This is a genomic window from Micromonospora sp. NPDC093243 (assembly GCF_044753725.1).
GTDB lineage: Bacteria > Actinomycetota > Actinomycetes > Mycobacteriales > Micromonosporaceae > Micromonospora.
In genome coordinates this window covers 66,395-92,565 of record NZ_JBIVNT010000006.1, presented here as the reverse complement: position 1 = coordinate 92,565, position 26,171 = coordinate 66,395, and the positions used below count along the sequence as shown (strand labels likewise).

23 protein-coding genes are annotated in these 26,171 nt (G+C 72.6%); 8 read left to right on the top strand and 15 right to left on the bottom strand.

Annotated elements, in window-relative coordinates; translation table 11 throughout:
- Nucleotides 1-3,135: an amidohydrolase family protein gene (locus ACIP9D_RS21160; RefSeq protein WP_350873747.1), complete on the bottom strand. Its 3,135-nt coding sequence runs from the start codon at nt 3,133-3,135 to the stop codon at nt 1-3.
- Between the two features lie 254 nt (nt 3,136-3,389).
- Here ACIP9D_RS21160 and ACIP9D_RS21155 point away from each other — a divergent pair, with 254 nt between their 5' ends.
- Entirely contained in the window at nt 3,390-3,689 is a 300-nt protein-coding gene (locus ACIP9D_RS21155) for a hypothetical protein (RefSeq protein WP_350873746.1), read from the top strand.
- A gap of 62 nt (nt 3,690-3,751) precedes the next feature.
- On the opposite strand, the gene ACIP9D_RS21150 is transcribed toward ACIP9D_RS21155, so the two are convergent.
- Nucleotides 3,752-4,978 (bottom strand): low temperature requirement protein A, encoded by a 1,227-nt coding sequence (locus ACIP9D_RS21150; protein ID WP_350873745.1) that lies wholly within the window; start codon nt 4,976-4,978, stop codon nt 3,752-3,754.
- 266 nt (nt 4,979-5,244) lie between these two features.
- On the opposite strand from ACIP9D_RS21150, the gene ACIP9D_RS21145 reads away from it, so the two are divergent.
- Nucleotides 5,245-6,684, top strand: a complete 1,440-nt coding sequence (locus ACIP9D_RS21145) for a PKD domain-containing protein (RefSeq protein WP_350873744.1) — start codon at nt 5,245-5,247, stop codon at nt 6,682-6,684.
- A gap of 47 nt (nt 6,685-6,731) precedes the next feature.
- On the opposite strand, the gene ACIP9D_RS21140 is transcribed toward ACIP9D_RS21145, so the two are convergent.
- The 7 genes from ACIP9D_RS21140 to ACIP9D_RS21110 all read right to left on the bottom strand — a co-directional run bounded on the left by ACIP9D_RS21140 (nt 6,732) and on the right by ACIP9D_RS21110 (nt 13,266).
- The gene (locus tag ACIP9D_RS21140; protein ID WP_350873743.1) at nt 6,732-7,247 is read right to left on the bottom strand and encodes a hypothetical protein; all 516 of its coding nucleotides are present in this window, start codon (nt 7,245-7,247) and stop codon (nt 6,732-6,734) included.
- A gap of 45 nt (nt 7,248-7,292) precedes the next feature.
- Nucleotides 7,293-7,835, bottom strand: coding sequence for a hypothetical protein (locus ACIP9D_RS21135; RefSeq protein WP_350873742.1), 543 nt, complete (start codon nt 7,833-7,835; stop codon nt 7,293-7,295).
- Between the two features lie 49 nt (nt 7,836-7,884).
- Nucleotides 7,885-9,459 carry a bifunctional 3-(3-hydroxy-phenyl)propionate/3-hydroxycinnamic acid hydroxylase gene (locus ACIP9D_RS21130; protein WP_350873741.1) on the bottom strand — a complete coding sequence of 525 codons (1,575 nt, stop codon included), beginning with the start codon at nt 9,457-9,459 and terminating at the stop codon, nt 7,885-7,887.
- Between the two features lie 61 nt (nt 9,460-9,520).
- Nucleotides 9,521-10,147: a histidine phosphatase family protein gene (locus ACIP9D_RS21125; RefSeq protein WP_350873740.1), complete on the bottom strand. Its 627-nt coding sequence runs from the start codon at nt 10,145-10,147 to the stop codon at nt 9,521-9,523.
- A 127-nt stretch (nt 10,148-10,274) separates the two neighbouring features.
- Nucleotides 10,275-10,916, bottom strand: a complete 642-nt coding sequence (locus ACIP9D_RS21120; protein ID WP_350873739.1) for a hypothetical protein — start codon at nt 10,914-10,916, stop codon at nt 10,275-10,277.
- A 154-nt stretch (nt 10,917-11,070) separates the two neighbouring features.
- Nucleotides 11,071-11,682, bottom strand: a complete 612-nt coding sequence (locus ACIP9D_RS21115) for a dihydrofolate reductase family protein (protein ID WP_350873738.1) — start codon at nt 11,680-11,682, stop codon at nt 11,071-11,073.
- 249 nt (nt 11,683-11,931) lie between these two features.
- Nucleotides 11,932-13,266 (bottom strand): nicotinate phosphoribosyltransferase, encoded by a 1,335-nt coding sequence (locus ACIP9D_RS21110; protein ID WP_350873737.1) that lies wholly within the window; start codon nt 13,264-13,266, stop codon nt 11,932-11,934.
- A gap of 293 nt (nt 13,267-13,559) precedes the next feature.
- Here ACIP9D_RS21110 and ACIP9D_RS21105 point away from each other — a divergent pair, with 293 nt between their 5' ends.
- Nucleotides 13,560-14,789: a helix-turn-helix domain-containing protein gene (locus tag ACIP9D_RS21105; RefSeq protein WP_350873736.1), complete on the top strand. Its 1,230-nt coding sequence runs from the start codon at nt 13,560-13,562 to the stop codon at nt 14,787-14,789.
- A gap of 43 nt (nt 14,790-14,832) precedes the next feature.
- Here the strand turns inward: ACIP9D_RS21105 and ACIP9D_RS21100 are convergent, their stop codons facing one another.
- Complete coding sequence (locus ACIP9D_RS21100; RefSeq protein ID WP_350873735.1) at nt 14,833-16,746, bottom strand: Xaa-Pro dipeptidyl-peptidase; 1,914 nt, start codon at nt 16,744-16,746, stop codon at nt 14,833-14,835.
- A 373-nt stretch (nt 16,747-17,119) separates the two neighbouring features.
- Here ACIP9D_RS21100 and ACIP9D_RS21095 point away from each other — a divergent pair, with 373 nt between their 5' ends.
- The 5 genes from ACIP9D_RS21095 to ACIP9D_RS21075 are packed head-to-tail and all read left to right on the top strand — an operon-like array spanning nt 17,120 to nt 21,618.
- Nucleotides 17,120-17,953, top strand: coding sequence for a carbohydrate ABC transporter permease (locus ACIP9D_RS21095; RefSeq protein ID WP_350873734.1), 834 nt, complete (start codon nt 17,120-17,122; stop codon nt 17,951-17,953).
- Nucleotides 17,950-19,251 (top strand): sugar ABC transporter substrate-binding protein, encoded by a 1,302-nt coding sequence (locus ACIP9D_RS21090; RefSeq protein WP_350873733.1) that lies wholly within the window; start codon nt 17,950-17,952, stop codon nt 19,249-19,251. The genes ACIP9D_RS21095 and ACIP9D_RS21090 overlap by 4 nt, the downstream gene beginning before the upstream one ends.
- The gene (locus tag ACIP9D_RS21085) at nt 19,244-20,254 is read left to right on the top strand and encodes an ABC transporter ATP-binding protein (RefSeq protein ID WP_350873732.1); all 1,011 of its coding nucleotides are present in this window, start codon (nt 19,244-19,246) and stop codon (nt 20,252-20,254) included. The genes ACIP9D_RS21090 and ACIP9D_RS21085 overlap by 8 nt, the downstream gene beginning before the upstream one ends.
- Entirely contained in the window at nt 20,251-21,132 is an 882-nt protein-coding gene (locus ACIP9D_RS21080) for a sugar ABC transporter permease (protein ID WP_350873731.1), read from the top strand. The genes ACIP9D_RS21085 and ACIP9D_RS21080 overlap by 4 nt, the downstream gene beginning before the upstream one ends.
- A gap of 18 nt (nt 21,133-21,150) precedes the next feature.
- The gene (locus ACIP9D_RS21075) at nt 21,151-21,618 is read left to right on the top strand and encodes a hypothetical protein (RefSeq protein ID WP_350873730.1); all 468 of its coding nucleotides are present in this window, start codon (nt 21,151-21,153) and stop codon (nt 21,616-21,618) included.
- 34 nt (nt 21,619-21,652) lie between these two features.
- On the opposite strand, the gene ACIP9D_RS21070 is transcribed toward ACIP9D_RS21075, so the two are convergent.
- The 5 genes from ACIP9D_RS21070 to ACIP9D_RS21050 form a co-directional block, all read right to left on the bottom strand.
- Nucleotides 21,653-22,300 carry a class I SAM-dependent methyltransferase gene (locus ACIP9D_RS21070; protein ID WP_350873729.1) on the bottom strand — a complete coding sequence of 216 codons (648 nt, stop codon included), beginning with the start codon at nt 22,298-22,300 and terminating at the stop codon, nt 21,653-21,655.
- Between the two features lie 42 nt (nt 22,301-22,342).
- On the bottom strand, nt 22,343-23,509 hold the full coding sequence (locus ACIP9D_RS21065; protein WP_350873728.1) for a putative sulfate exporter family transporter: 1,167 nt from the start codon (nt 23,507-23,509) through the stop codon (nt 22,343-22,345).
- A 19-nt stretch (nt 23,510-23,528) separates the two neighbouring features.
- Nucleotides 23,529-24,095: a cysteine dioxygenase family protein gene (locus ACIP9D_RS21060; RefSeq protein WP_350873727.1), complete on the bottom strand. Its 567-nt coding sequence runs from the start codon at nt 24,093-24,095 to the stop codon at nt 23,529-23,531.
- 98 nt (nt 24,096-24,193) lie between these two features.
- A complete protein-coding gene (locus ACIP9D_RS21055) occupies nt 24,194-25,105 on the bottom strand; it encodes a LysR family transcriptional regulator (RefSeq protein ID WP_350873726.1) in 912 nt (303 codons plus the stop codon).
- Nucleotides 25,106-25,169: 64 nt separating this feature from the next.
- Nucleotides 25,170-25,976 carry an AAC(3) family N-acetyltransferase gene (locus tag ACIP9D_RS21050; RefSeq protein ID WP_350873725.1) on the bottom strand — a complete coding sequence of 269 codons (807 nt, stop codon included), beginning with the start codon at nt 25,974-25,976 and terminating at the stop codon, nt 25,170-25,172.
- Between the last annotated feature and the right edge of the window lie 195 nt (nt 25,977-26,171).

Genomic DNA, 26,171 nt, shown 5'->3' with positions numbered 1-26,171 from the left:
TCACAGCTCCGCGCAGCACGAGTGCCGGCTCTCGTCGACGTAGTGGGGGTCGTGCCACCAGTACCGGGCGTTGTCCGGGTGCTCGGGCACGCCCGGCAGCAGGGTGTTCACCGGGGTGGCGGTAGAGGTCCGCGCGGCAGCGCCGGGCTCGAAGGGCGCGAGCAGCTCGTCGACGCTGTGCAGCACCCCGTTGGCCATTGTGTGCCGGACGTTGGCCGCCTGGTCGATGTCGGCGAGCGGGTCACCGCCGAGCACCACCAGATCGGCGTATCCGCCCGGCACGACCTGCCCGATCGGCTCCTCGAGGAACTCCCCCGGCCCCCGGGTGGCGGTCGTCAACGCCTCGTACGGGGTGAGCCCGTAGGCGACCATCGCCCGCAGGTTGAGGTGCAGGCTCACCGCGTTGAACGCGATCGGCGAGTCCGTCCCGGTGAGCACCCGGCCGCCGCCACGCACCATCGCCGCCACCTGCGCGACCTGCCGGGCCAGGTTCTCCCGGTTGGCCGTCTGGTCGGTGGTCTGCGCGGTGGTGACCGCGGCCTGCAGGGCCGCGTACTGCCAGGAGGGGTAGAGGGTGCGGACCCGGCGGTCGGTGACCAGTGAGGTGTCCTCGCGCAGCAGGGTGTTCGCCCCGAACAGGGTCGGCGTGCGCGCCGCGCGGGAGGTGTTGAAGATGTCGATGACGTCCTGGTAGCCGGCGCCGATCGCGGTGACCGTGCGGGAGTAGCCGAATCGGTTCGTCGCACCGGTGTGTTCCATGCCGTCGCTGCCGAAGGCGAACGCCGGGTAGTGGTAGTGGGAGGTGGCGTGCACCCCGTGCCGGTGCGACCACTCGACCACCGCACGCTGCCACGCGACGGGCAACCGGACGTACGCCTTCATCAGGTCGTAGTCCAGCGCCCCGGCCCGTTCCAGCTCCAACGCCAGCTGCCGTTCGTCGAAGGTCGGGCGCATGAAGTTGTAGAAGATCCGGGCTCCGTCGACCGCCTCGCCGGTGGCGAAGTACCGCGGTCCGATCCGGGCCCCCGACTGCACCGACTCCCGCTCCTCCACCATGTGGTACGCCGGGCTGCCCGGTGACCGGGTGGTGGTGACGCCGAGGGAGAGCCACAGCCGGTTCTGTCGGGCGCCGTAGGCGTACCCCTGCATCTCCCGGTGGTGGTGCATGTCGATCAGGCCGGGGGCGACCACGGCGTCGCGGGCGTCGACGATCCGGCCGTCGCGGCCGGGCCGGGACTTCTCGACGGCGACGATCCGGTGCCCCTCGACGACCACGTCGACGTCCGCGCGCAGGCGCGGACCGACGCCGTCCCACAGCCGGCCGGCGCGGATCACCGTACGCCCGCGCGGCCGACTGTTGGTCCAGCTCAACCCGACGGGCACGGTACGCGGCGCACCGCCGTCGGCCGGCACGAGCCGCAGCCGGCCGTTGTTCAGGTAGAGCAGCTCGCCGGAGTCGCCGCTCCAGCTCGGCGCGTCGGTGACCTCGTGGGTGACCTGGCGGGGCGGCCCGGCGAAGGTGCCGTCGGGGTGGACGTCGACCACCCAGAGCACGCTGGCCACCACGAACGCCATCCGCCGGCCGTCGGGCGACCAGACCGGGCCGTCGTCGCCGCGGGTCTGGATCGACCGGTGCGGCATCGGGTCGACGTAGCGGGCGGCGCCGGTGCTCCGGTCGACCAGCAGAATCTTGCTGAGCCCTTCCCGGTAGCGGGCGGAGTAGGGCACGACGGCGGCGAGCGCGATGACCGTGCCGTCGGCCGACCAGGTCGGGCGGCCGGGTTCGAAGGTGGCCGCGAAGACCGGCTGCACGGCCCCGGACGCCACCTCGACGGTGTAGAGCGCGCCGTTCTGGTCGAGGAACGCGAGCCGGTCGCCCGCCGGCGACCAGGTCCCGGAGACGGCCGCGGCGTCGGGCAGGTCGGTCAGCTGCCGCTCCGCGCCGGTACGCAGGTCGCGCAACCAGATGTCCAGCTTCCCGCCCCGGTCGGTGGAGTACGACAGGTAGCGCCCGTCCGGTGACCACGCCGGGTCGCAGGTCCACCAGTGGTCGCGGGTGAGCGGGCGGGGTGGCTGCCCGATGGTCATCAGGTAGATGTCGTTGAGCGCCCGGAAGGCGACCTGCCGTCCGCCCGGCGAGAGCACCGGGCTGCCGATGCCCACCACCGGTTTGCGGGTGGTCGAGTCGAAGTCGCGCCGCCGCTTGCGATAGCGGGGGGTGGCGACGGTGACCGCGGCGGCGAAGCCGACCTCCTGGCGGCGGTCACCGTCGAGCCGGCGGCGGTGGATGCGCCCGTCCGCGGTGTAGACGAACTCGCGGTCGGAGCGCCAGGACACCCGGAACGGGTAGGTGTCCTCGCCGCTCACCAGGGCCGCGCCGTTGCGCCACAGCTCGCTGCGGCCGTCCAGCAGCCGGTGGTAGACCAGGTCACGGCCGTCCGGGGTCCAGGTCGGGCTGTGCAGGACCGCGCCGGCCGGGGCGGTCACCGCGGTGCTCCGGACGCCGCTGGCCACGTCGACCACGTCGATGCGGGTGTTGGCGACGACGAACGCGATCCGGCTGCCGTCCGGGGACCACGCCGGCTCGTACTCCTCGACGTTGGTGTCGGCGACGGGGGTGATCCGGCCGGTGTCCACGTCGAGCAGGTGGATGCCGTAACTCCCGGACAGGTCCGAGGAGAAGGCGATGCGCCGGCCGTCCGGCGAGAAGCGGGGCTCCCGGTGGTCGTACGGGCCGTTGGTGAGCTGCCGCAGGCCGGAGCCGTCCGGCCGGATCAGCCAGAGGTTGAAGGCGCCGTCCCGGTACGACTGGAAGGCGATCGTAGAGCTGTCCGGCGCCCAGTCCGGCTGGGCGATGTCGAACAGGTCGCTGGTGAGGCGCCGGGCCGGACCACCGGACGCGGGCAGCACCCACAGCACGCTGACCAGGTCCATCGCGATCATCCGGCCGTCCGGGGAGAGCTGGGCGGCGACGTCCGTGCCCTGCCGCAGCCGTACCCGCCGTTCGTCCGGTCGGTGCGCGTCTCCCGGGCCCCGGGCGGCCTGGGCCGGTGCAACCTCGGCGATCCCGCTCCCCGCCAGTGCCGCCGCGCCGGCCGCTCCCGCCAGCAGATCCCGCCTCCGGACGCCCGTCATGATGCCTCCCCGCCGAAGCCACTGATCGAACATCTTTGATCCTTGCGACCGGGTCAGGTACGGGACAGCTCCCGGCGGCCGCAGTGCGGCCAATGGGCGCTCGGCAGCGGCGATCGGCCGATTGGGCGCGGAAAGCGGTCGACGAAAGTTTCCTTCAATCGATGCGGTCAGGCGAGACGGTGCGGGACGACGCAGGTTCGGGTTGCCCGCATGTCGGCGCCACCTGGCGAACGAGAGACAGCAGAATCGCTGAGATGGAAGAGCATGTGCGGCGCGCCGAAGAGCTGGCCCGAACCGTCGCCGCACGCTTCGCGGCCGAGGGGCTGGTCTTCGACTACGAACTCCAGCCGTACGACGGCGGGTGCATGATTCATGTCGATCTGGCGGACGGTGACGGCTTCACCGTCACGGTCGCGCGCACCGACCCGGCCACGTGGATCGAGGTGTTGGACCCGGAGGACTATCACCTACCGCCCACGTCGCTGCCGCACTACGCGCTCCTGCGCGCGCGTGGAGCACGGCCCCGGGACGCGTGGAACCTGGCCGAAGGCTGATCCGCCCGAGGTCGACCGCCTGCCTTCTCGGCGTGCGGACACCTACGCGACTCGGGCCGTTGTCAGGGCGGCGGGGCGGCGGGCTCGGGTTCCCGGCCCCGCGCGCGGCGCAGGTCCGAGGCGGCGACCCCGAGCAGCACGCCGGTCGCCACGGCACCGGCGGCCAGCGGCGGCACGTGGAGCAGCGCCGGCGCCAGCGCGCCGAGCGCCACCAGGCCGGCCAGCCGGGACCGGGAGATCCGGCCGAAGACCTGGAACTCCAGGGGCGCCCGCCCGATCAGGAAGAGCGCCGGACCGCCGAGGATGGCGAGCAGCCACGCCGGTTCCAACTCGCCGAGCGGGTCGGCGACGATCAGCTCGTAGCCGACCCCGGCGAGGACGATGCCGGCGATCATCGGCAGATGGGTGAAGGCGACGGCGAAGCCGATCTGGGGCGGCCTCCGCGCGCCGCCGATCGCCTCGCCGAGCAGCTGCCCGGCCCGGAAGAAGTAGATCTGCCAGAACAGCATGGTGCCGGCGAGCCCCAGCGCGAACCCGGCCGCCTGCGGAATGTCGAACGGGCTCTCGCTGAACGCCAGGCCGACGGTGAAGATCACCTCGCCCAGGGCGATCAGCAGGAACTGCTGATAGCGCTCCGCCAGGTGACCGCCGGCGATGGGCTGGGTGCCGAGCCGGTCGCGACCCAGCCGTGGCACCGGCGACCCCCAGGCCCAACCGATGTACTCCAGCAGGAGGGCGCCGGCCCAGAGCCAGCCGCGCGGCGGCCCGGACGGCGCCAGCGCACCGGCGATCCAGAGCGCCCCGCTCAGTACCGACCAGACGAGAGACCGGGTGGCGAACCGTCCCTGCGGTAAACGGCGTGTCGCGATCCCGTAGTAGGCCGTCCTGGCCACCTGGACCGCGACGTGCGCACCCGCGAAGACGACCGCGCGCTCGCCGAACCCGTGCGGCACCGCCACCGCCATCACCATGCTGCCGACCATCGTGATCAGCAGCACCACCCGGACCACCGGCACGTCCGGATCCAGCCTGCTGGTCGCCCAGGTGGTGCTCGCCCAGGTGATCCAGAGGGTCAGGAAGAGCAGCAGCGTCTCGACGCCCTCCGCAAAGGGCATCTGCCCTTCGGTGGTGAGGTCTCTGATCAGGCGCTGGGAGATGCGGGTCAGCGCGAAGACGTACACGAGATCGAAGAGCAGTTCCAGGAAGGTCGGCCGTTCCGGGGTGGCCTCGCTGCGCTCGATCCGGATGTCCGTCATCGGCCGGCCGGGCCGGTCGGGTCGGTCGGGCATCCACCCACGGTGGCCACCGCCCCTCCTTCGTCGCTGATCCCACCGGGGCAAACGAGTGACCCGACGTCGACGCGACGCGGCGCCTTCGCCAACGGACCGGATCGGCCACGCCGCACGTGGCCACGGCCCCTTAGCCCGGCGTTAAACCTCGGCTATCGCGGTCTTAGCGACGACCCCGCGACGGTGAGACGATCGACGGTCGCCACTGGCTCCGGATTGTCGCGGCGCAGGTGGCGGGCCGGTCCACAGAGTCCAGGAGGAGTTCAGTGGTCAGACGCACTGCCGCGCGGATCGCCGTCGCGTTCACGGGGGTGATCACGCTGCTCGTCGTGGGACAGACCGCGGCACACGCCGCGCCGGTCAACGACGACTTCTCCGCCGCCATCGCGGTGGAGACGCTTTCCTACACCACCACCATCGACACCCGCGGCGCCACCGCGGACCCGACCGACCCGACCGGGTGCCACAACAACGCCTCGGTCTGGTTCAGCTACACCCCGACCCGCGACGGACGGATCCGGGCACACACCATCGGCAACGACTACGAAGCAGCGCTCTCGGCCTGGACCGGCGAGCAGGGCGCGCTCACGCAGGTGGCCTGCCACTACGACAACGGCGGCCTTTACGGCCAGGTCTCCTTCGCCGTCACCGCCGGCACCACCTACCACTTCATGGTCGGCGCCTGTTGCGGCGACGGCGGCGCCGGCGGCGGCACGCTCCGGTTCTCGCTCGAGCAGTTCGAGGCGCCGGGGAACGACGACTTCGCCGACGCCGCTCCGGTCGGCGCGCTGCCCTACGCGAACAGCCAGGACTATCGGGGCGCCACCGGCGAGACTGGTGAGCCTCGGTCCTGTGCCCCCGCGTCCCACACGGGCTGGTACTCGTACACGCCGACGACCACCAGGTCGGTCACGGCCCGGACGAACCCCGGCCACGCCGGCATCACCGCGTACGTCGGCTCGGCGCTCAACCAGCTTTCGTTGGTGGCGTGCAGCCCGCTCTACAGCTATCAACCGCTAACCTTCGTCGCGCAGGCGGGTCGGACCTACCTGTTCCAGGTCGGGTCGGACGGAAGCGCGGAGCACACCTTCCAACTCGACGTCGCCGCGCAGCCCACCGCCGAGTTCTACCACTACCCGAGCGACCCGAGTTCCTACGACCAGATCAGTTTCAGCAGCTCCGCCTGGGACTCCGCGGGGCTGGGCATCTCCTCCTACGCCTGGGACTTCGGAGACGGGACGACGTCGACCGAGGCGAATCCGGTTTACCGGCTGGGCGCCGACGGCGATCACACCGTACGGCTGACAGTGGAGACGCCCGACGGGCGCAGCGCTTCCGTCTCCCACGTGGTCCAGGTGCGCACCCACGACGTGGCGATCGTGCGGATGACCGTGCCCAGGACGGCGCGGGTCGGGCAGACCATCGCGGTCGACGTCCACATCCGGAACACCCGCTACCCGGAGACCGTCCAGGTCGAGCTGTTCCGCGGCACCCCGACGGGTTACACCCCGGTCGACTCCGCCAGCAAACCCGTCCCGGTCAAAGCCGACGGCAGAACTACCCGCTTCTCGTTCACCTACACCGTCACCGGCGACGACCTGCCCACCGGCAAGCTCACCCTCCGGGCCACCGCCGACCTGAGCCCGAGCCGCGACGCCCTGCCGGCGGACAACGAACTGCACTCGACGCCGATCAGAATCAGCTGAGCAGGGGGGCCGCGGGATCCGTCCGGCCCGGGGCGCCGCCGCGTGGCTCACTGGCTGCCGTGGGCATAGGTCAGCGGGACGGCGACGGTGGCGTCCGCGCCGACCGTGACCCGCAGCTCCGGGGTGAGTTGGTAGCCGGGAACCGGTTCGCCACTCACGAGGTAGGTGCCCGGGTCCACCGGGACCGTCACCTGGCCGTCGGGGCCGGAGCGTCCCCGGGCCACGAAGTCCCGGGTGGTGGCACGGATCTCGAATCCGGTGCCGGGCCGGGGCATCGGGTAACAGCGCGGATCGGGTGTGGCCACGATGTGCCCGCACTGCTCACCGAGCTGGGTCGTGATCCGCAGGGCACCCTGGGCGGTGCGTCCGGGTTCGCTGGTCGTCGGGCCGCCGCCAGGTGCGGTGCTCGTCGGGCCGCCGCCGGGAACGCCGCCGCTCGTGGCGCCGCCGCTGCTTGTCGCGCCGCCGCCGGTCGTCGTGCCGGGGCGCGGCGCCGCCGGCGCGGAGCATCCCGCCGCCAGCAGAACGGCGGCGACGGCGAGAACCCCCGGCCGGAGCGCCATGCTTCAACTCTACGACCCGAGCTGCTCGCCCTGACGCCGTCGACGTCAGGCGACGATCGGGTCGAGCCGGCGGTCGACGACGTGCGCCAGTGCCAGCATGTCGGGCATCCGCTCGTTGGGGTCCGCGCCGGAGCGGACGTACCAGACCGATGCCACCAGGGTGTGCCGGCGGAGCTTCACCTCCGGTTCGGCGACCAGGTCCGCGGAGCGGGCGGCCTCGTCTCCCAGCTCGGGCACCGGGACGTCCGGTGGCACGATCGGCCGGCGGAACTCCCGGGTCGCGGTTGACTCGGCGGCGTACCGCACCACCGCGACGGTCAACTGGCCGGCCTCGGGCGCACCCCACCGACACGTCTCGGACTGCTCGTTGCGCCCCTCGTCGTGGCTGCGTTCACAGCGCGCCGGCTCCGTGCGGCCGAGGAAGCCGTGGACGTCCGCCTCCTGCACGAGCCGCTCGGGTATCGAGGGGAACGACTCGAACGGGTCCTCCGCGCCGCCGAACGCTCCTCGGACGACGCCGACCAGCACCACCACGGCCACCAGCAGCAGCGGCACCACGGGTGACTTCCAGGTGAGCTGACGGGTCATCACGCGCCTCTTCGCAGTGGGTCGGCCTCCGCACCTATGTGTACCTGTTCTACGGGTCGCCGCCACCCGCCCACGTCAGCGCCGCGGCGGTCACCGGCGCCGGAAGGGTGCCGAGCAGGAACCGGTCCGGCCGTACGAGCGTGACAGCTGACCGTCGCGGCGCGGGAAGCGCGCCGTCGAGATCCTCGACCAACGCGCAGCCGGGCCCGACGTGCGTCTCCCGACCCGGCACGGCGATCGTCAGAACGACCGCTCGGTGGGCCTCGGCCCACTCCCGGGCGGCCGCGTCCAGATGGGTGCGTGGGTCGTCGCCGTACCCGATGATCGCCCAGTGGTTGCCCTGCAGATCGTCGAGTCGGACCACCTGACCGCTGGCGGTACGCACTCGGATGTCCGGCAGGAGCCGACCGGTGCCGGGGTGGGGACCGGTCGCACCCCGGGGAAGGCGTCGCGCGGGCTGGGCGCGCTGGGCGCGGCGGCTGACGAACGCCTGCGCTCCGGGCACCGCACCGATGGTCCGCAGCACGGAGCGCAGCAGCGCCGAGCCGACCCGGCTTCGGGTCTGCACGACCCGCCCCGCCCGCAGCGCCATGATGCTGGTGGCGCGCACGTCGGGGCGCCGCTCCCGCTCGTACCCGTCGAGCAGCTCGTCGCCGTCGATCCCCCGCGCCACCTGCGCGAGTCGCCAGGCGAGGCTCGCGGCGTCGCGGATGCCACTGCCGAGGCCCTGCCCGACGAAGGGCGGCATGGAGTGCGCGGCGTCCCCGGCCAGCAGGATGCGCCCGTGGCGCCAGCGCGATGCCGCCCGGGCGTGGAAGGTGAACACCGCGGCCCGCCGCACCCGCACCGCGTCCGGGTCGGCCCACGGGCGGATCAGCTCCCGGACGGTCGCTTCGTCGCGCATCCGCTCCGGATCCTCACCCGGCAGCAGCATCCACTCCCACCGACGGGCAGCCGGGCGCGTCATGGCCACCTGGGGCCGACGCGGGTCCAGCACGAACGACATCGTGGGCCGCCGGTCGCGTTCCCCCTCGTCGCTCGCCTCGACGCTCGCGTCGACAACGAGCCAGGGCTGGGGGAAACTGACCCCCTCGTAGGCCACACCCAGTAGGCGGCGGACCGTACTGGACGCACCGTCGCAACCAACGACCCAGTTGGCCCGAATCCGCTCGGCGTCGTCGAGGAGCACCTCGACGCCGCCGTCGTCCTGCTCGACGGCCAGCACCGACCGACCGAACCGCAGCTCCACCGTCGACAGCGCGGCCAGCCCCGCCCGCAGCGACGATTCCAGTTCCGGCTGGTCGATCAGTACCGGCTGCGTCGAGGCCATCGCGTTGTCCGGGACGTCGACCGTGAACAACGGCCGACGGTCGGGCCCGAGCACTTGCGACCGGCGCACCGGCACCGCCCATCCCTCGGCGTCAACCAGGCCCGGCACCTGGCCGAGGATGCGCATCACCTCGGCGTCCAGGGCCGCGGCACGCGGACGGGGGTAGGGCTCGTGGCTCGGGTCGACCACCGTCACACGGGCGCCGTGGGCACCGAGGAGCGCGGCCAGGACGCCGCCGACCGGTCCGCAGCCGGCGACGAGCACATCAACCTCGACGTCGCTTCGGCCGTCCATCGCACGCCTCCGATCGCTCGGCCCACCCACGCCGCCGCTGCCCGGCAATCGCACGCCCTGGTTATCGCACGTCGCCGAAGCGGACCAGGTTCCACCGGGCGGGCGGCCAACCGGTGGGATCGTGGTCGGTGACCCACTCGGTGATCGAGGCGGGAGCCGTCGTCACGTCGAACGCCCGCAACAGCGGCTGGCCGGCAAGCGCGTGGAACGAGCTCTCCACCGTCTCGCTGTGCCCGACCAGGACGACCGTGCCACCGTGATGCCGTTGCGCGCTGTCCATGATCGCGCGGCTGATGCGTACGACCAGCTCGGCCCAGGTCTCGTTGCCCTCCTCGAAGGGCCGGAACACCCCGCCGCCGGGGGCCGCGTGCTCGGACTGGAAGCGTGCCGTCGGCAGACCGTCGGCGTACGACGGGGTGTGCCAGGTGCACAGGCCGCAGTCCTGCACCGGTCTGACACCCAGCGCGTCGGCGATCGGCTGCGCGGTCTCGACGGCCCGGCGGAGCACTGACGAGTAGACGGCGACCGGACCGGCGCCGGCGAGTTCGGCGCTGAGCCGTCCGGCCAATCGGCGCGCCTGCTCATGGCCGGCGTCGGTGAGCCCTCGGCAGCCGTGCGGGCCGCCCACGATGCCGTCGAGCTGATGGACCGACTCGCCGTGGCGTACGAAGAGCAGTCGGGTTCGCATCCGGTCATCATTGCAGCGGTGCCGGCGCGGCGTGTCCCCGGCAATCGGCGGTCACGTGGGTGCGTGGCCCGACCGGCGAGCCGCGCGATGCCGGTGGCGAAGGCGACGGCCCGCGCGGCCCACCGGGTCAGGCGCGGGGCGGGTCGTCGCTTCCCTGCGCCGTGAGGTGACCGGCGTGCAGCGTGACCGTGGCGCCGGGATAGACGATCGGCTGGTCCAGGTCGGACTGCTTCCGGTAGAAGGCGTTGGCGGCGGGCAGCGCGAGCAGCACGAGGGCACACAGCAGCGCGGGGGACGCCACCCAGCCGGAGACGTCACCCACGGGCTCGGCCCACCCGGGCATGAGCTGGGCGGCGACCGCATGGACGGCGTCCCAGTCGGTCGTGTCCGGGCTGGCACCACCCGTCGGGACGAGGTTCAGCGCCAGCCCGCACCCGGCAACCATCAGCGTCACGCCACCGAGCGCCCAGGTGCCGACCCGGGTCCAGTTCCAGCCGGCCAGGTTGGCCAGCGACAGCAGCAGCAGGGTGACGGCGGACAGCGCCACGACCAGGCCGACGCCCATCAGAAAGACCATGGGCAGCGCGGCGAACGCGCTGGGCGTGCCCACCCTCTCGTGCGCTCTCAGATAGGCGTCCTGCTCGGCCGCCTCCGCCGCCACCTGCGCCAGCCGTGCCAGTCCGCTGAGCGCCAGCAGCAGGCTGGACCCGACGACGACCGGCGGTATCCGTCGTCGTCCCGCCCCGGTCGTGATATCCCCCGTCATCATGGCCACGGATGCTAGTGGCGATCCCGTGGCCGAGGTGGTGCGCCTGACCGGCGGCGCTCAGCGTCAGGCCATGTTGATCGCACCTACGTATTGACGTAGCCCGCGTCGGCGACGGGACGGAGCGTCACGTCGCCGACGACGGGATCCGCGCTGGTCACACCGATTCCGCTGCGGTTTCCGCGCGGGCGTAGGTGAGGAAGATGGCGCCGCTGCCCAGGACGGTGTGCTCGGCCAACTGCCAGGTGCGGGGCTCGAAGACGGCGTCGCGCCCGAAGAGCGGAATGCCGGCGCCGACGGTCAGCGGGGCCAGCTTGACGATCAGCCGATCGATCTCGGGATACAGGGCACCGGCCAGGGCGCCGCCGCCGATCACCCAGATGTCCTTGCCGGCTTGCCGCTTGAGCTCGCGCACCACGGCGATCGGGTCGTCGGGCACGACCTGCACCGCCGGGTCCGGGCTCTCCGCCAACGTACGCGAGAACACCAGGTGGCGCAGGTGCGGGTAGGCATCGGTCAGGCCGACCTTCAGCCCCAGCTCGTAGGAGTGCCGCCCCTCCAGCACGGTGTCGAAGCGGGTGCCCTCGGCGGCGACACCGAGCGCCTGCCGGGCCGGGCCCGGCAGGGTCTCCGGGTACTCGGCGATGATGTGGCGCAGATAGTCCTCCGGGATCGGCCAGAAGCCGTCGGGACCGGTGGGGTCCGCACCGTCGGGACCGGCGATGAAGCCGTCGAGGGTGGCGGCGATGTAGTAGACGAGCCTGCGCACGATCTTCTCCTTGCCTGATGTGCCGGATGCCGACTGACGGCGGCGTCCGGTGCGGGCCGGCTGGCGGTGTGAGACCTGGTGATCCGGCGTCCGCCAGTCTCTGCGCTGGCGTCCGCGGCGGCAAGGTGATCTTTGGTACCGTCCCCGATCTCACCGTCGGCCCGGTCGTCTACACCGAACCCATCGTGCTGGCCGTCGCGGCGGACCACCCCCGGGCTGCGCACCAGCTCGACGCCGACACCTGACCCGCTAGGGGGCGCGGGAGGTCAGCTGGGCGGCCACCCGCTCGTGCAGTGCGGTCAGGGCCGGGCTGACGGTGACCGTGAGCGGCACCGGGTCGGCCAGCCGCCGGGCCGGCTCCGGCAGCCAGCCGAGGTCCGCTTCGAGCCGGTGACGCGCGGCGCGTACCGCACCGGCCGGGTCGACCGGGTCGAGGCGGCGGCCGTCGCGCATCACCGGGACGAGCAGGGGTTCCCGGTCGCCCGGTGCTTCGTCGCGCAGCCCGACCACGTCGCCGCTCGCCCCGCTGCGGTCCCGGAAGATCTGCTTCGGACCGGGCAGGGTGGCCTTGCCGGGCGACAGCTTCAGCACCGGGCGGTCACCGACGGCCACCAGCTTGTACGCGCTGTCCAGCGACGGGGCGTCGTAGGAGACGCCCATCTTCGTGCCCACGCCGTACGCGTCGATCGGCGCGCCGGCCGCGACCAGGGCGGCGATGACGTCCTCGTCCAGGCTGCCGCTGGCCACGATCTGGGCGTCGGTGAGGCCGGCATCGTCGAGGATCGCCCGGGTCTGCCGGGCCAGCTCGGCGAGGTCACCGGAGTCGAGCCGGACGCCCAGTGGCCCGGTGAGGCCCAGCTCGGTGATCACGTCGACAGCGGCCCGCACCCCGGCCGGGGTGTCGTAGGTGTCCACCAGGAAGATCGGGTTCGTCGGGAAGTCCGCGGCGAACGCCCGGAACGCGGCGCGTTCGTCGGGGAACGCCTCGACGTACGCGTGGGCCATCGTGCCCGAGGGTTGCAGGCCGTAGCGGCGGGCGGCGTCGACGTCGCTGGTCGCGGCGAAGCCGGCGATGGCCGACGCTCGGGCCACGGCCGCCGCGGCCTCGATGCCGTGGGTGCGGCGGAACGCGAAGTCGACCAGTTGGGCGCCGCCGGCGGCGAGGCGGCACCGGGCGGCCTTGGTGGCCACCGTGGTGTGGAAGGTGATCAGGTTGAGCACGCCGGTCTCGGCAAGCTGCGCCTCGGCGAGCGGCGCGGTGACCTCCAGCAGCGGTTCGTCGGCGAAGACCACCCGGCCCTCCGGTACGGCCCAGACGTCGCCGGTGAACCGCAGCCGGGCGAGCGCCGCCAGGGTCGCCTCGTCGAAGCCGACGACGTCGCGCAGGTAGCCGAGGTCGTCGTCGTCGAACGCGAAGTTCTCCAGGAAGGTCAGCGCCTCGGCCAGCCCGGCCGCGACCAGGAAACCGCGCCGGGGCGGCAGCCGGCGGGAGAACAGGCTGAAGGTGGCCCGTTCGGTCATGCCACGCCGCAGGTAGCTGGCGGCCATCCGCAGCTCGTACAGGTCGGTCCACAGTCCGGTCATGTCACCTCCTCGGCCACGGCACCACTGTGGTGGATCCGGTGCCGACGTGTCCGGGAAACGGGTGATCCGGGCTCGGCAGGCGGGCCCGCGGGGAGGTGTCCACGGCTTGAAACGCAGGCTACGAGCGGGTAGACGGTTGTCCCGGTCCGCGCCGGCCAGCATGATCGTTCCGTGGGGCCGAGGCGCGGCGGCACCAGGTGGTGAAACTCAGGTCGCTCCGGCGACTCGTGAGACCGCGTTCGCGGGGTACCTGACGTGATGACGATCCAGCGACGAGGCGACGGGAGGATCTCATGCAGGGTGAGTTGCAACGCCTTGTCGACGCCCTCGCCGCCCATGCGGGCCGGCCGGCGCTGATCGAGGACCGACGCCAGCGGGTGGTGGTCTACAGCGAGCACACCGGGTTGATGGACGACGTGCGCAAGGCGTCGATCCTGCGCCGGCAGACCACCCCGGAGGTCATGGCGTGGTTCCGCGACACCGGGATCATGGACGCCCGTACGACGGTGCGGACGCCCGCGTCGCGGGAGCTCGACCTCCTGCCACGGGTCTGCGTGCCGATCCGCCACCAGGACCTCCTGTTGGGATTCGTCTGGTTCATCGACCCGGACGGCACGATGGCCGACGCGGACCTCGCCGCCACCGGTCTGATGAGCGAGCTGTCGCTGGCGCTCTACCGGGAGAACCTCCTCGGTGAACTGGCCTCCCAGCGGGAGACCGAGGCGGCGCGGACGCTGCTCTCCGAGAGCGAGGCCACCCGGGACCAGTCGGTGCGGACCCTGCGCGAGGCCGGCCTGATCGCCGGGGACGGCCCGGCCACCGCGCTCGTCGCGCAGCTGGTGCCACCGGGCGGCGAACTGCCCGACGAGGTGGCCCGGCTGGCGCTGGAGCAGGCGCTGGTCACCACCCGGCGGTGGATCGGCACCCGCGAGGCACTGCACCTCGTCCGCGACGACCACGGTGTGCTGCTGCTCTGCGGCGGGCGGGGTGGCGGGCGTCCCTCGCCGGAGGTCGTCGCCAAGCTCCTCGACGACAACCTGCGGCAGGCGACCCGCGGCCTCAGCTCGGTGGAGCGCGTGGTGGTCGGGGTCGGACAGACCCGGCCCGGGCTGGCCGAGGCGGTCGGCTCGTACGGGGAGGCGGTGCAGTCCGCCCGGGTCGGCGTGCGGCTGCCGGCCCTCGGTTCGGTGGTCTCCTGGGCCGGGTTGGGCATCTACCGCGTGCTGTCCCGGCTGGAGGGCCGTCACCTCGACATGGCCGATGTGCACCCCGGGCTGGAGCGGCTGCTGCGTGAGCAGCCGAACCCGGTGCTGTTGCAGACTCTGGAGCGCTACCTGGACCTGGCCGGCAACGCGCACGCCACCGCCCAGCAGCTACGGCTGCACCGCACGACGCTCTACTACCGGTTGCAGCGGGTCGAGGAGCTGGCCGACACCGACCTGAAGGACGGCAACGAGCGGCTCTGCCTGCACCTGGCGTTGAAGCTGGGCCGGCTGACCGGCGCGTACCGGCCGGAGGAGTGACCGGGTCGGGCGGGGCGCTCGGGGCACCCCGCCCGCCGGTCTCCTACAGGCCCGCCCGCACAGCGGCGGACCGGCCGCCGACGACCGGCAGCTCGATGCGGCTGCGATCGAAGTGGACGGTGATCTCGGCCCGGTTCTGCTTCGCTCGGCTGCTGTAGCCGGAGTAGGAACCGAGCAGGACCACGCCCACCTGGTTGCCGGCCGCGAAGACGTAGTCCTCCGGGAGCAGCGCGAGGTCGACGGCGTTCTTGTCGCCCGGCACCAACGGCGTCGACTCACTGAGCGAGTCGATGTTGAGCCCGTCGATGATGCCCTTCGTCACGAGTTCCTGCGGCTCGGTGGCGATGGTCTTCTCGGTCTGCTTGTAGCAGGCCTCCTCGGCGTGCCCGCCCCAGGTGGCCTCCGCGCCCCAGCAGTCCTCCTCGGTCAGCGTCCGGATGCCGTCGCCGGACGTGCCGAACCGCGGCCGGGTGCCGTAGTCCACCAGCAGGCCGGCGAAGCTGGTGTCCTCGCCGTTCACCGTCGCGTTGATCTTGACGATGGGGGTGCCGGAGATGTGCAGCGGCGCGCGCAGCGGCTGGGAGAGGAACACCAACCGGTTCTCCTTGTTCGCCGCCGGATCCGACGGGTGCCGGATCGCGTTGGTCTGGCTCATCGTGGGGGTGTCCTGGAACGTCCGGGACGCCTTGCCGGGCTGCGGACGCACCGACAGTCCGCCGGCCGCGCCCTCGGCCCCGGGCCGCAGGAACACCTGGGTCGACCGGGCGGCCGGGATCGGCCAGTCCCGGTGGGTCTCCCAGACGTCCGGCGACCGCTCGATGTCGACCCTCGGCTCGGCCATGATGCCGTTCTTCACGCCGTGCAGCCAGAAGTCGAACCAGCGGTGCAGGGTGTCGACCCACTCGCCGCGGCGGAAGTCGAACGGGTCGACGTGGCCGGTGCCGGTCAGCCAGAGCTTGCGCGGGACGTCCTGCTCGGCCAGCGCGTCCCACCACTTGCTGAAGTGGTCCGGCCGGACGTTGTTGTCGTTGATGCCGTGGACCACGAAGACGCTGGCCCGCACGCGCTTGGCGTCCGGGACGTAGTCCCGCTCGGCCCAGAAGTCGTTGTAGTCGCCGGTGACGTCGTCGCCGTCGACGCCGAGCTGCTCCCGCACCGCCGCGCAGTGCTCCCGCCGCTCCGGATTGGTGACCGTGTTGGCGAGGCTGCCGGAGTAGTTGTTGGCCCGGGTGACCAGGCCGTTGCTGCGCGAGTAGTCGTACCAGCTGGAGATGGCCGAGATCGGCACGATGGTGGTGAGCCCCCGCACGCCGCTGGCGGCGGCCGCGTTGGCCAGCGTGCCGTCGTACGACTTGCCGATCATGCCGGTGCGGCCGTTGTGCCAGTCGGCGACGACCCGCTCGCCGGCGGCGTTGGTGCCGGCCCGGCGGCCGTTGAGCCAGTCGATCGCGGTCGGTGCGCTGATGTTGTCAGCCCGCCCACCGGTGACCGGGCAGCCGGTCGAGTTGTTGGTGCCGATCATGTCGAGCAGCACCACCGCGTAGCCGCGCGGAACGAAGTAGTTGTCGTAGAAGAGCGGCCACTGGTCGTTGAGACCGTCGCCGTCGACGTCGGCCTTGCACTCGCCCTCGTTGCCCCGGCACACCGTCGAGTAGTAGGGGCTCGCGTCCATGACCACCGGCACCCGCAGACCCGCCTCGCTGGCCTTGGGCCGGATGATGTCCATCGACACGACGTCGCGGGCGCCGTCGCCGTCGGTGTCGACGTCGGAGGTGACGAATACCCGCTCGCGGATCGCGTCGACATATCCGAACACCGGTTGGGTGACTCCGTTCTCGATGACCGGCCTGACACGGTCCACCGCCGGCTGCGCCGTCGCGGCGGCCGCCGGCAGGCCGACGGCGGCGGTCATCACGACCACCACCGACGCTCGCCACCAGCTCCTTGTGGTTCGCATCGTGCTCCTCCCCTTGTCCAGCACCGGCCGTGGACCGGTCGTCCCAGGCGAGGACGACGGACCGCCGGCGCGGCAGTTGCCTCGCACCCTAGGAACGGATCCGCGTTCGGTCATCGGACAGGTGCGGGACGTGATCGCCGCCGTCTCCTACGTCTGTCGCATCTCGACAGGCGTAGGACCGGGTGGCGTGCGATTCCAACAGGTGCCCGATGACGCGACCGTCGCCCGGCCATAGGTTCGGCCGAACCACCTCCACCGACCGGCCGGGACCCCACCCGGGTCGGCGGCGGAGCCCAGGCGGCATCGCCGGCGAGCGCGCCGATCGGTGGCCGGGCGACGGGAAGGGCGGGATGTGCGGTTCTCGGGCCCAGCCGTGATCCCGCGGTTCATCGGGCGGTTCCTGGTGCCGGCCGCGTTCGCGGCGCTCTTCGCCGCACCGCTGTGGTTCATGCTGGTCGGCTCGCTGCGACCCGCCGGCCTGCCCCCGCCCCGCACCCTCGAGCTGTTCCCGCCCGAACCGACCGTGGCCGCGTACGCCCGGCTGCCCGAGCTGATCCCGCTGTTCCGGTATCTGGCCAACTCGGCGCTGGTCGTCGCGGTCGCCGTGCCGCTGACCGTCGTCGTCGCCTCGCTGACCGGCTTCGGGCTGCGGCTGCTGACGCCGGTGGCCCGCCGCCGGGCGGTCCTCGGCCTGCTGGCGGTGCTCCTCGTGCCGGTCACCGCGGTGTGGGCAACCCGCTTCGAGCTGTTCCGGCTGGCCGGCGTGGTCGACACGTACGTCCCGCTGCTGGCTCCGGCGGTGCTCGCCGGCAGCCCGTTCCTGGTGCTGCTCTACGCCTGGAGTTTCGGCGGCGTGCCGGATACCCAGCTCGGCGCCGCCCGGCTCGAGGGCGCCGGGTGGCTGACGATCTGGCGGCGGGTGGCGCTGCCGCAGGTGCGACCGGCGACCCTGGCGGTCGGCGTGCTCGCCTTCACCCTGCACTGGTCCAGCCTGATCGACCCGCTGCTCTACCTGCACAGCGGCGACCGCTACACCTACCCACTCGGCCTGCAGTTCCTGCGGCTGCTGAACCCGACGGACTGGCCGCTGCTGATGGCTGCCTGCGTCGTCGCGACGGCGCCCTGCGTGGTGGTGTTCCTGCTCGCCCAGCGGATCCTGCTCAACGACGACCCGCTGGCCGCACTGAGATCTGGAGGTCGAAGGTGAACACGTTCCGGACCCGACGATGGGTAGCCCTGATCACCGCGACGCTGCTGCTCGGCTACAGCGCCGGCTGCGGTGCCGGCGACCGCGCGGACGACAGCTCCGGGATCACCGTCGTGCTCTTCGGCGACGCCGAGGAGGTCGCCGGCTACCGCAGCATGGTCGCCGCGTTCGAGGAGGCCCATCCCGACGTCGCGGTCAACCTCTCCCCGGTCGCCACCCAGGACGACCTGATGGCCCGCCTGACCACCTCCTTCGCCGGCGGGCAGCCACCCGACGTGTTCCTGCTCAACTACCGCCGCTACGGCCAGTTCGCCGCCCAGCAGGCGATCGAACCGGCGCAGGCGTACCTCGACCGCAGCGCGGTGCTGAACGAGAGCGACTTCTCCCCGCGGGCGCTGGACGCCTTCCGTTTCGACGGCAAGACGCTGACCTGCCTGCCGCAGAACATGTCCTCCCTGGTCGTCTACTACAACGCCGACCTGTTCGCGGCCGCCGGCGTGCCGTTGCCGAAGGCCGGCTGGACCTGGGACGACTTCCTGGCCGCCGGCCGGGCCCTGACCGGCGACGGGAAGTACGGCGTGGGCGTGGAGCCGTCCCTCCCACGGCTCGCCCCGTTCGTCTGGTCCAACCGGGGTGAGCTGGTCGACCACCCGGACAAGCCGACCACCCTGACCCTCACCGGCGACCCGGCCAGCCGCGCCGCCGTCGACTGGTTCCTCGACCTGCAACTGAAGCACCACGTCGTGCCGCCGGACGCCGAGGAGCAGAGCGAGTCGAGTGAGGCCCGCTTCCTTCGCGGCACGCTCGGCATGTACCTCAACAGTCGGGTCGCCGTGCCGACGCTGCGCACCATCGACGGCTTCACCTGGGACGTGGCGCCGCTGCCGATCGCGCCGGGCGGCGTACCCGCGTCGATCCTGCACAGCGACGCCTACTGCATGAGCGCCGGCCTGCCCGACCACGACCAGGCCTGGCGGTTCATCGAGTTCGCGATGGGCGGGCAGGGCCAGCGGATCCTCGCCGGGTCCGGCCGCACGGTGCCGTCCCGGCTCGACGTGGCCAACTCCCCCGAGTTCCTCGACCCGGAGAAGCCCCCTCGGTCGTCGCGGGTCTATCTCGACGCCGAGCCGCACCTGCGCGCCACCCCGCGCACCGCCACCTGGTCACGCGTCGAGCGCGAGGGCGACGCCCTGCTGGAGGAGGTCTTCTACGGTCGGGTCGGCCGCGAGCAGGGGCTGCGACAGTTGGAGGAGAAGGTCCGGCCGCTGTTCGGCCCGACGGTGGGCGCCGGTGGCTGACCGCGGTGTCATCCGGCTGGAGGCGCTGACCAAGTCGTACGGGAAGGTGTCCGCCCTCGACGGCGTCGACCTGGAGGTGCGGGCCGGCGAGATGGTGACGTTGGTCGGCCCGTCCGGCTCCGGCAAGTCCACCGTCCTGCGACTGATCGCCGGACTGGACCGGCCGGATGGCGGCCGGGTCGTCGTGGACGGCGAGGACGTCGCCCAGGTGCCGCCGCACCGCCGCGCGGTGGCGATGGTCTTCCAGGACTACGCGCTCTATCCCCACCTCACCGTGCGTGGCAACCTGCTGTTCGGGCTGCGGGTCCGGCGGGTACGGCGCGCGGAGGCCGAGCGGCGGGCCCGGGCGGCGGCCGACCGGCTCGGCATCGCGGACCTGCTCGACCGCTACCCCGACGAGACCTCCGGCGGGCAGCGTCAGCGCATCGCCCTCGCCCGCGCGCTGCTGCGCGAGCCGACCGTCTACCTGCTCGACGAGCCGCTGGCCAGCCTGGACGCGCCGCTGCGCTTCGCCACCCGCGCCGACCTGCTCGCCCTGCACCGCGAGCTGGGCACCACCACCATCCACGTCACCCACGACCAGGCGGAGGCGATGACCCTCGGCGACCGGGTCGTCGTGCTCGACCACGGCCGGGTCCGCCAGGTGGGCCCACCCCAGCAGGTCTACGACGAGCCCGCGGACACCTTCGTGGCCGGCTTCCTGGGCAGCCCGCCGATGAACCTGGTACCCGGTGGCGGCGTGCTGGGCGGCGCCGTTGACGACACCCTCGGTGTACGCCCGGAGGATCTGCGCCTCGACCCCGACGGACCGGTGGCGGCGACCGTCGAGGCGGTGGAGGCGCTCGGCAGCGAGGCCGTCCTGCTGACCCGCTGCGACGACGGCACCCGGTTGACCGTCCGCACCGGTCCCCGGCCGGGGGTGTGGCCGGGCGACCACGTCCGACTGCGCGCCGACCCGGGGCGGATCCACCGCTTCGACGCCGACACCGGGCGCCGCCGGTGAGCACCGGCCGGGTCAGCCGGCCGCTGACCGCGTGGGCGTTCCTCACGCCGTACGCGGTGGCCGTCGCGCTGCTGATCGCGCTGCCCGCCCTGCTCAACCTCGGCTACGCGTTCACCGACCACACCGGACTGACCCGGGACCCGCGGTTCGTCGGTCTGGACAACGCGCGCCGCCTGCTCGCCGACGGTTTCCTCGCCGACAGCATCCGGGCCTCCGCGATCCACCTGGCGCTGGCCGTACCGCTGCGGCTGCTGGCCGCCATCGGGCTCGGGCTGCTGCTGGCCGCGCCCCGCCCGGGCGGCCGCTGGTTCCGGGTCGCGGTCTACCTGCCGACCGTCGTGCCCGACGTGGCCCTGGCGGTGCTCTTCCTGTGGGTGCTCAACCCGCTCTACGGCCCGCTCAACCAGCTGCTCGGGCTCTTCGGCCACCCGGGCATGAACTGGCTCGCCGAGCCCGGCCCCGCGCGGCTGGCGGTGGCGCTGATGCTCGCGTTCCCGATCGGTGAGGGTTTCATCGTCGTGCTCGCCGCCCGGCGGATGCTCGACGGTCGGCTCTACGAGGCGGCGGCGCTGGAGGGCTGCGGCCCGTTCGGCCAGCTGCGCCGGCTCACGCTGCCGCTGCTCGCGCCGGTGCTGGTGCTGCTCGCCGTCCGGGACACGATCCTCACCCTGCAGGTCAACTTCGTGCCGGCGTACGTCCTCACCGACGGCCGGCCCGCCAACGCCACGCTCTACCTGCCGGTCTACATCTTCGACCAGGTCTTCGAGTTCTCCGGCTTCGCCTACGGGGCCATGATCACGAGCGTCCTCATGGTGGTCACCGGGGTCATCATCGCCGCGCTGCTGCTGATGGTGCGACGCTGGCGGGTGCTGCGCTGAGCGTGACATCCTGCTGCGGTGAGACTCCGGATGTTCGCCGTCGTCGTCACGGTTCCGTTGCTCGTCGCCTGCGGCGGCACGGACGCCGGGCAGCCCACCGGCCGGGGGCCGGGAATGCTCGCGAACCTGCCCAGCTGCGACCGGGTGCCGCTGGACGCCGACGCCGAGGTGGACGGCCAGGTCACCGGCCTGCTCCTGCCCGACGGCGCACGGGTCACCTCGGTGGTCGAGCAGGGCGCCCTGACCACGGTCGCGGCCACCATCCGGATGACCCCGCTGGACGTACGCGCCCACTACGAGAGCCGAGGCGACATCGATCTGCTGCGCGCCGAGGACGAGGTGTTCGAGGCCGAGGTGCTGATGCGGGCCCAGGAACGGCGGACGTATCTGCGGGCCACCGCGCTCTGCGCGGACGGAACGACGCTGACCGCGGTGGTCGGGCCGGACTCGGAAGAGGCGGGCCTGCCCGAGTTCCAGAGCGACTGACCCTCGATCCCGCTCCCCCGCGCGCGGGCAGCCCTCAGACGAAGGTGAACAGTCGCGTGCCGGGTCGCAACGCGGGCGGATGGGCGGGGTGCTCGACGAGTTGGTGCATGCCCACCCGGAACCGGGCGTCGGTGGGGCTGGTGAACGCCAACTCGGCGAATCCGTGATCAGCGAGGCAGGCACGAACCTCCAGGCTGGGATCAGGTCCGTCGACGGGTCGGCCGCGGGTCCAGATCACGATCCCGCCCGGGGCCAACAGGGCCGGCAGCGCGGCCACCGTCCGCCGTACGTCCTCTACGGTGACGTTGCCGAAGACACCGCAGGCCATCACCACCTGCGCCCGCTCGACCTGCTGGTAGGTGTCGGCGGCGCCCGCGTCGGCCGTCCACACCTCGACCTCGGACAGGCCGAGGTCGACGGCTCGCGCCCGGGCGCGTCGGGACAGGGTCGGATCGAGTTCGATCAGCAGGGCGCGGACGTCCCGACCGCGTTCGGCCAGTACCGGCAGAACGTCGCGCCCGTCGCCCGCGCAGATGCTGACCAGGCGCCGAAGGCCGTGCTCGCCGCACGGCGCGTCGGCGAGCGCGCTACGCAGATCGCGTTGCACCACGGCCAGCCGACGGGCCAGCGGCGAACTCGGGGCGTCGTAGTCCTGGTGCCACCGGATCCAGTCGGTCGTCACCGGGTCATTGAAGCAGCGCCGGGTCGCTCGCCGGGGGCCCGGTCAGGCCGTCAGCAGCACGCCCGCGTACGCCACCCCGGCGATGACCGCCCACGAACTCAAGCCCAGGGCGGCGGCCCGCCCGCCGGTGCGGGCCAGCGTCGGCAGGTGCACCGCGCTGCCGAGGGCGAACAGCGCCGCGGAGAGCAGGATCTCCTGCGCCAGGCCCGCGCCGACCAGCACACCCTCCGGTAGCCAGCCGGTGCTGCGCAGCCCGATCATCACGAGGAAGCCGACCACGAACAGGGGCACCAGCGAGGGCTTCGCGCCTCGCGGACCGTCACCGGCCGGACTTTGCGCTGCCGCCCGCCGACGCCGCAGTCCGATCGCCACCACGGCGACCAGCGGGGCGAGCATCGCCACCCGCATCAGCTTCACCAGGACGGCGTCGCCGAGGGCCGCGGGGCCGGCGGTCTGCGCGGCGGCGACCACCTGCCCCACGTCGTGCACGCTGGCCCCGACCCACCGTCCGAACTCCGCGTCGCCGAGGCCCAGCGGCTGTTGCAGCAACGGGAGCACGGCGACGGCCAGGGTGCCGCAGAGCGTCACCAGGGCGACCGACGCCGCGGCGTCCTCCTCGTCGCTGCCGGTCGCCGCGCTGACCGCGCCGATCGCCGAGGCGCCGCAGATCGCATAGCCGGCGGCGATCAGCAGGGGTTGGTCGCCGCGTAGACCGATCCGACGGCCCAGCCACCACGTGCTGGTGAAGGTCGCGGCCACCACGGCGACGACCATGAGCATGGTCGGCCACCCGATCGCGCGTACGTCCTGCACGCTGAGCTTCAACCCGAGCAGCACGATGCCGAGCCGCATCAGCCGTTTGCCGGCGACGCTCAACCCGGGCCGGGCCGGGCCGCGTACCCGGTCGCGGAGGACGGGCAGGTGGGCGGCGGCGATGCCCAGCACCATGGCGACGGTCAGCGCCGGCACGACGGGCAGCGCCCAGTGCACCGCCCATGCGCCGGCGGCCCCGACGCTCGCGGCGATCAGACCGGGCAGGATGCCCGGTCCGCCACCCCGCCGCGCACTCGTGGACCGCCCAGCGGCGGGCCCCTGCGGGGTGTCCGACCGGCCGTCGGGGGCGCCGTCGACGGTGCGGCCGGCCGGGTGGCCGCCGAGTGGCGGTGAGCCCGGGTACGGCTCACGGCCGGTGGTCCGGATCAGGGTCATTCCGGTACCCGCGTCCCGTTCACGACTCGTCGGTCCGCTGCTCGTACACCCGGCGGACGCTCGACCCGAGCCGGGAGATGTCCGCACCGTAGATGTGCAGGGACACGGCCATGCCGTCGCCCCCGTTCCAGACCCGGTGGATGTCGCCGGGTGGGGCGAAGCCGCACACCTCGCCCTGCCGGTTGACGACGTCCTCGGTCGCGACGAGCCGGGCGGCGGTCCCGTCGGAGACGAGGCGGTAGCGCCGCTCATGCTCCTCGCCCTGGTGCACCCCCGTGACGCACCAGGCGACGTGGTCGTGGATGGCGGTCCGCTGGCCGGGGAGCCAGACCAGAGCCACGATCGAGAAGGACCCGTCACGCTCCGCATGCAGAACGTGCTGCCGGTAGTGGCCCGGGTCACTCTCGCACTGCTGCGGGGTGAGCAGGTCGGCAGCGCCCAGATGCGGAGCGAGCCGCTCCCCCACCAGGTACGCCGTCAGGTCGGGCGGCAGCCCACGGTCCACCACGTCCCGTACCTCCTCGGCGAGCCGGGCGAGGCGGGGCGTACTGGCGGTGACGACGGAGACGGCGGACGGAGCGGTCATGTCGCCAGCCTGACCGCCGTAACCCATTACGTCCAACAACAGTTTCTTGGACGAACCCAAGCACCGCTTATGTGTCGAGGGTGAGCCCCGGCCGCCACTCAGGCGGCACCGGCGGCCCGCCGTCCGGCCACCGAGGCCAACGCCTCCAGCACCTGGGCGGTCGCGGGGATGCGCAGGTGCTCGCGCAGGACGTAGGCCGAGACCTGACGCCGCGAGGCGGGTGACAGCGGGCGGCCGCGGACCTTGTCCCGGCGGAGGAAGGACAGGGTGAGTTTCGGCATCATCGCGACGCCGAGGCCCTGCGCGACGAGCGACTGCACGGCGAGATTGTCGTCGGTGGTGAACACGATGTCGGGCGTGAACCCGAGTTGGGCGCACTCGTGCAGGAAGTTGGTGCGGCAGCGCAGGCATCCGGCGATCCAGCGCTCCTGAGCGAGATCGGCCAGCTCGACCGCGCGACGCCGGGCCATCGGGTGCCCGACGGGCAGCAGAACGGTGAGCTCGTCCTCCAACAGCGGGATCTCCACCAGCTCGTCCGGCACCTCCTCGCGAAGGCCGGGATAGGTGAAGGCCAACGTCAGGTCGCTCTCGCCCTGCACCACCCGGCGGAGCGAGTCGGGCGGCTCGTCCTCGAGCAGTTCCACCCGGATGCCGGGATGCTCGGCCGCGAGCAGACCCATGGCCTCGGGGATCAGCGTCGCGTTGGCGCTGGGGAACGCGCAGACCCGCACCCGACCGGTACGCAGCCGCGCTATCGCCGCCATCTGCTCCCGGGCGACCGACATGCTGTCGAGGATGCTCTCCGTGTGGCGGGCCAGCGTCTCGCCGGCCTCCGTCAGCCGCAACCGCCGTCCCACCCGGGTGAACAGCGGAGTCCCGACCTCGCGCTCCAGGGCCTTCATCTGTTGGGTGATCGCGGGTTGGGTGTATCCGAGGGTCTGCGCCGCCGCCGAGTACGACTGGGTCCGGACCACCTCGTGGAAGGTCCTGATATGGCGCGAATCGAACACCACCGGATCATAGGCTCGCCGGCCTGCCCGCAGCCCGCCTACGGACCGTGATGCTGGGCTCACCTCATGGTCGGACGTCCGTCCGCTGCCGGTTGGCGGCCAGCCAGGCGGTGCCGAAGTCGACGAGCGCGCGCTGCCGCATCAGGCAGGCCGGCGCGGCGCCGACCCGGCCGACCGAAGCGCCGTCGGCGGCCTCGAAGGCGGCGCCGAGCCGCTCGAAGTCCCCCTCGTCCGTGGCCATCTCGACCCAGGTCGCCCATCGGCTCGTCCCGTCCGGGTGGCGCACCGCCGAACCCGTGGAGGTCCGCGGCGGGGACGACTGCCGCCGCTCGGCGAGATGAAGCGAGGTGTTCGAGTCGTGGCCGCAGCCGAGCAGGAGCACCGTGCCGTCGAGCCGGTTGACCGCGCCGAGCGGCGACTCCTCGCCCAGCCCGTCGTCGAGTCGGTGCCCGCACACGATCTCGGGGGCCCGGCGACCCAACGCGGCGAACGAGACCTGCGGATGGTCACTGCGCAGCGCCCCCGGCCAGGTGCGGACCGTCTCGGCGAGGCGACCCATCCACCGGCTCGGCGTACGTGCCGGGTCGAAAGCGGGCATCTGGTCACGAATGATCGGCCACCACGCCTCGGGCACGGGTGGATTCCGCCAGTCGGCCGGGTCGGTGTTGTCGGGAGTGTGGGTGGGCACCACCAGCGTGCCGGCGGGGCCGAGCACGTCCAACAGCGCCAGCACCACCGCCTGCGGGCCGCCGACGACGAACCCGAGGCTCCGGTACGACGAATGCAGCAGCAGAACATCACCGGGCGCGACCCCGAGGGCGCGCAGGTCGCCCGCCAACGACTGCGCCGTGTACGGCATCGGCTGGTCCATCGGCGGAGTGTAGGTCAGGCCCGGCAGGCACCGGTCGGGTGTTTTTCCGGCGGGCAGGCCGATCAGCGGGGCGCACGGCATCGACAGGTGTCCTAACCGGACGGGCCGAATCGCGACAGATGCTCGGTGACGTGCGTCACTCCACTGTCTAGCGTGAATGTTGGAGACCGCTTTCCCGGTCGCCACGACGCGTGC

Bases quoted from the DNA above. Each gene is read 5' to 3' on its own strand.
- ACIP9D_RS21135 (WP_350873742.1), bottom strand. From the start codon at position 7,835: ATGACCCGTCAGCTCACCTGGAAGTCACCCGTGGTGCCGCTGCTGCTG.
- ACIP9D_RS21160 (WP_350873747.1), bottom strand. From the start codon at position 3,135: ATGACGGGCGTCCGGAGGCGGGATCTGCTGGCGGGAGCGGCCGGCGCG.
- ACIP9D_RS21065 (WP_350873728.1), bottom strand. From the start codon at position 23,509: ATGACCCTGATCCGGACCACCGGCCGTGAGCCGTACCCGGGCTCACCG.
- ACIP9D_RS21060 (WP_350873727.1), bottom strand. From the start codon at position 24,095: ATGACCGCTCCGTCCGCCGTCTCCGTCGTCACCGCCAGTACGCCCCGC.
- ACIP9D_RS21150 (WP_350873745.1), bottom strand. From the start codon at position 4,978: ATGCCCGACCGACCCGACCGGCCCGGCCGGCCGATGACGGACATCCGG.
- ACIP9D_RS21105 (WP_350873736.1), top strand. From the start codon at position 13,560: ATGCAGGGTGAGTTGCAACGCCTTGTCGACGCCCTCGCCGCCCATGCG.
- ACIP9D_RS21140 (WP_350873743.1), bottom strand. From the start codon at position 7,247: ATGGCGCTCCGGCCGGGGGTTCTCGCCGTCGCCGCCGTTCTGCTGGCG.
- ACIP9D_RS21120 (WP_350873739.1), bottom strand. From the start codon at position 10,916: ATGATGACGGGGGATATCACGACCGGGGCGGGACGACGACGGATACCG.
- ACIP9D_RS21100 (WP_350873735.1), bottom strand. From the start codon at position 16,746: ATGCGAACCACAAGGAGCTGGTGGCGAGCGTCGGTGGTGGTCGTGATG.
- ACIP9D_RS21155 (WP_350873746.1), top strand. From the start codon at position 3,390: ATGGAAGAGCATGTGCGGCGCGCCGAAGAGCTGGCCCGAACCGTCGCC.
- ACIP9D_RS21050 (WP_350873725.1), bottom strand. From the start codon at position 25,976: ATGGACCAGCCGATGCCGTACACGGCGCAGTCGTTGGCGGGCGACCTG.
- ACIP9D_RS21110 (WP_350873737.1), bottom strand. From the start codon at position 13,266: ATGACCGGACTGTGGACCGACCTGTACGAGCTGCGGATGGCCGCCAGC.
- ACIP9D_RS21125 (WP_350873740.1), bottom strand. From the start codon at position 10,147: ATGCGAACCCGACTGCTCTTCGTACGCCACGGCGAGTCGGTCCATCAG.
- ACIP9D_RS21130 (WP_350873741.1), bottom strand. From the start codon at position 9,459: ATGGACGGCCGAAGCGACGTCGAGGTTGATGTGCTCGTCGCCGGCTGC.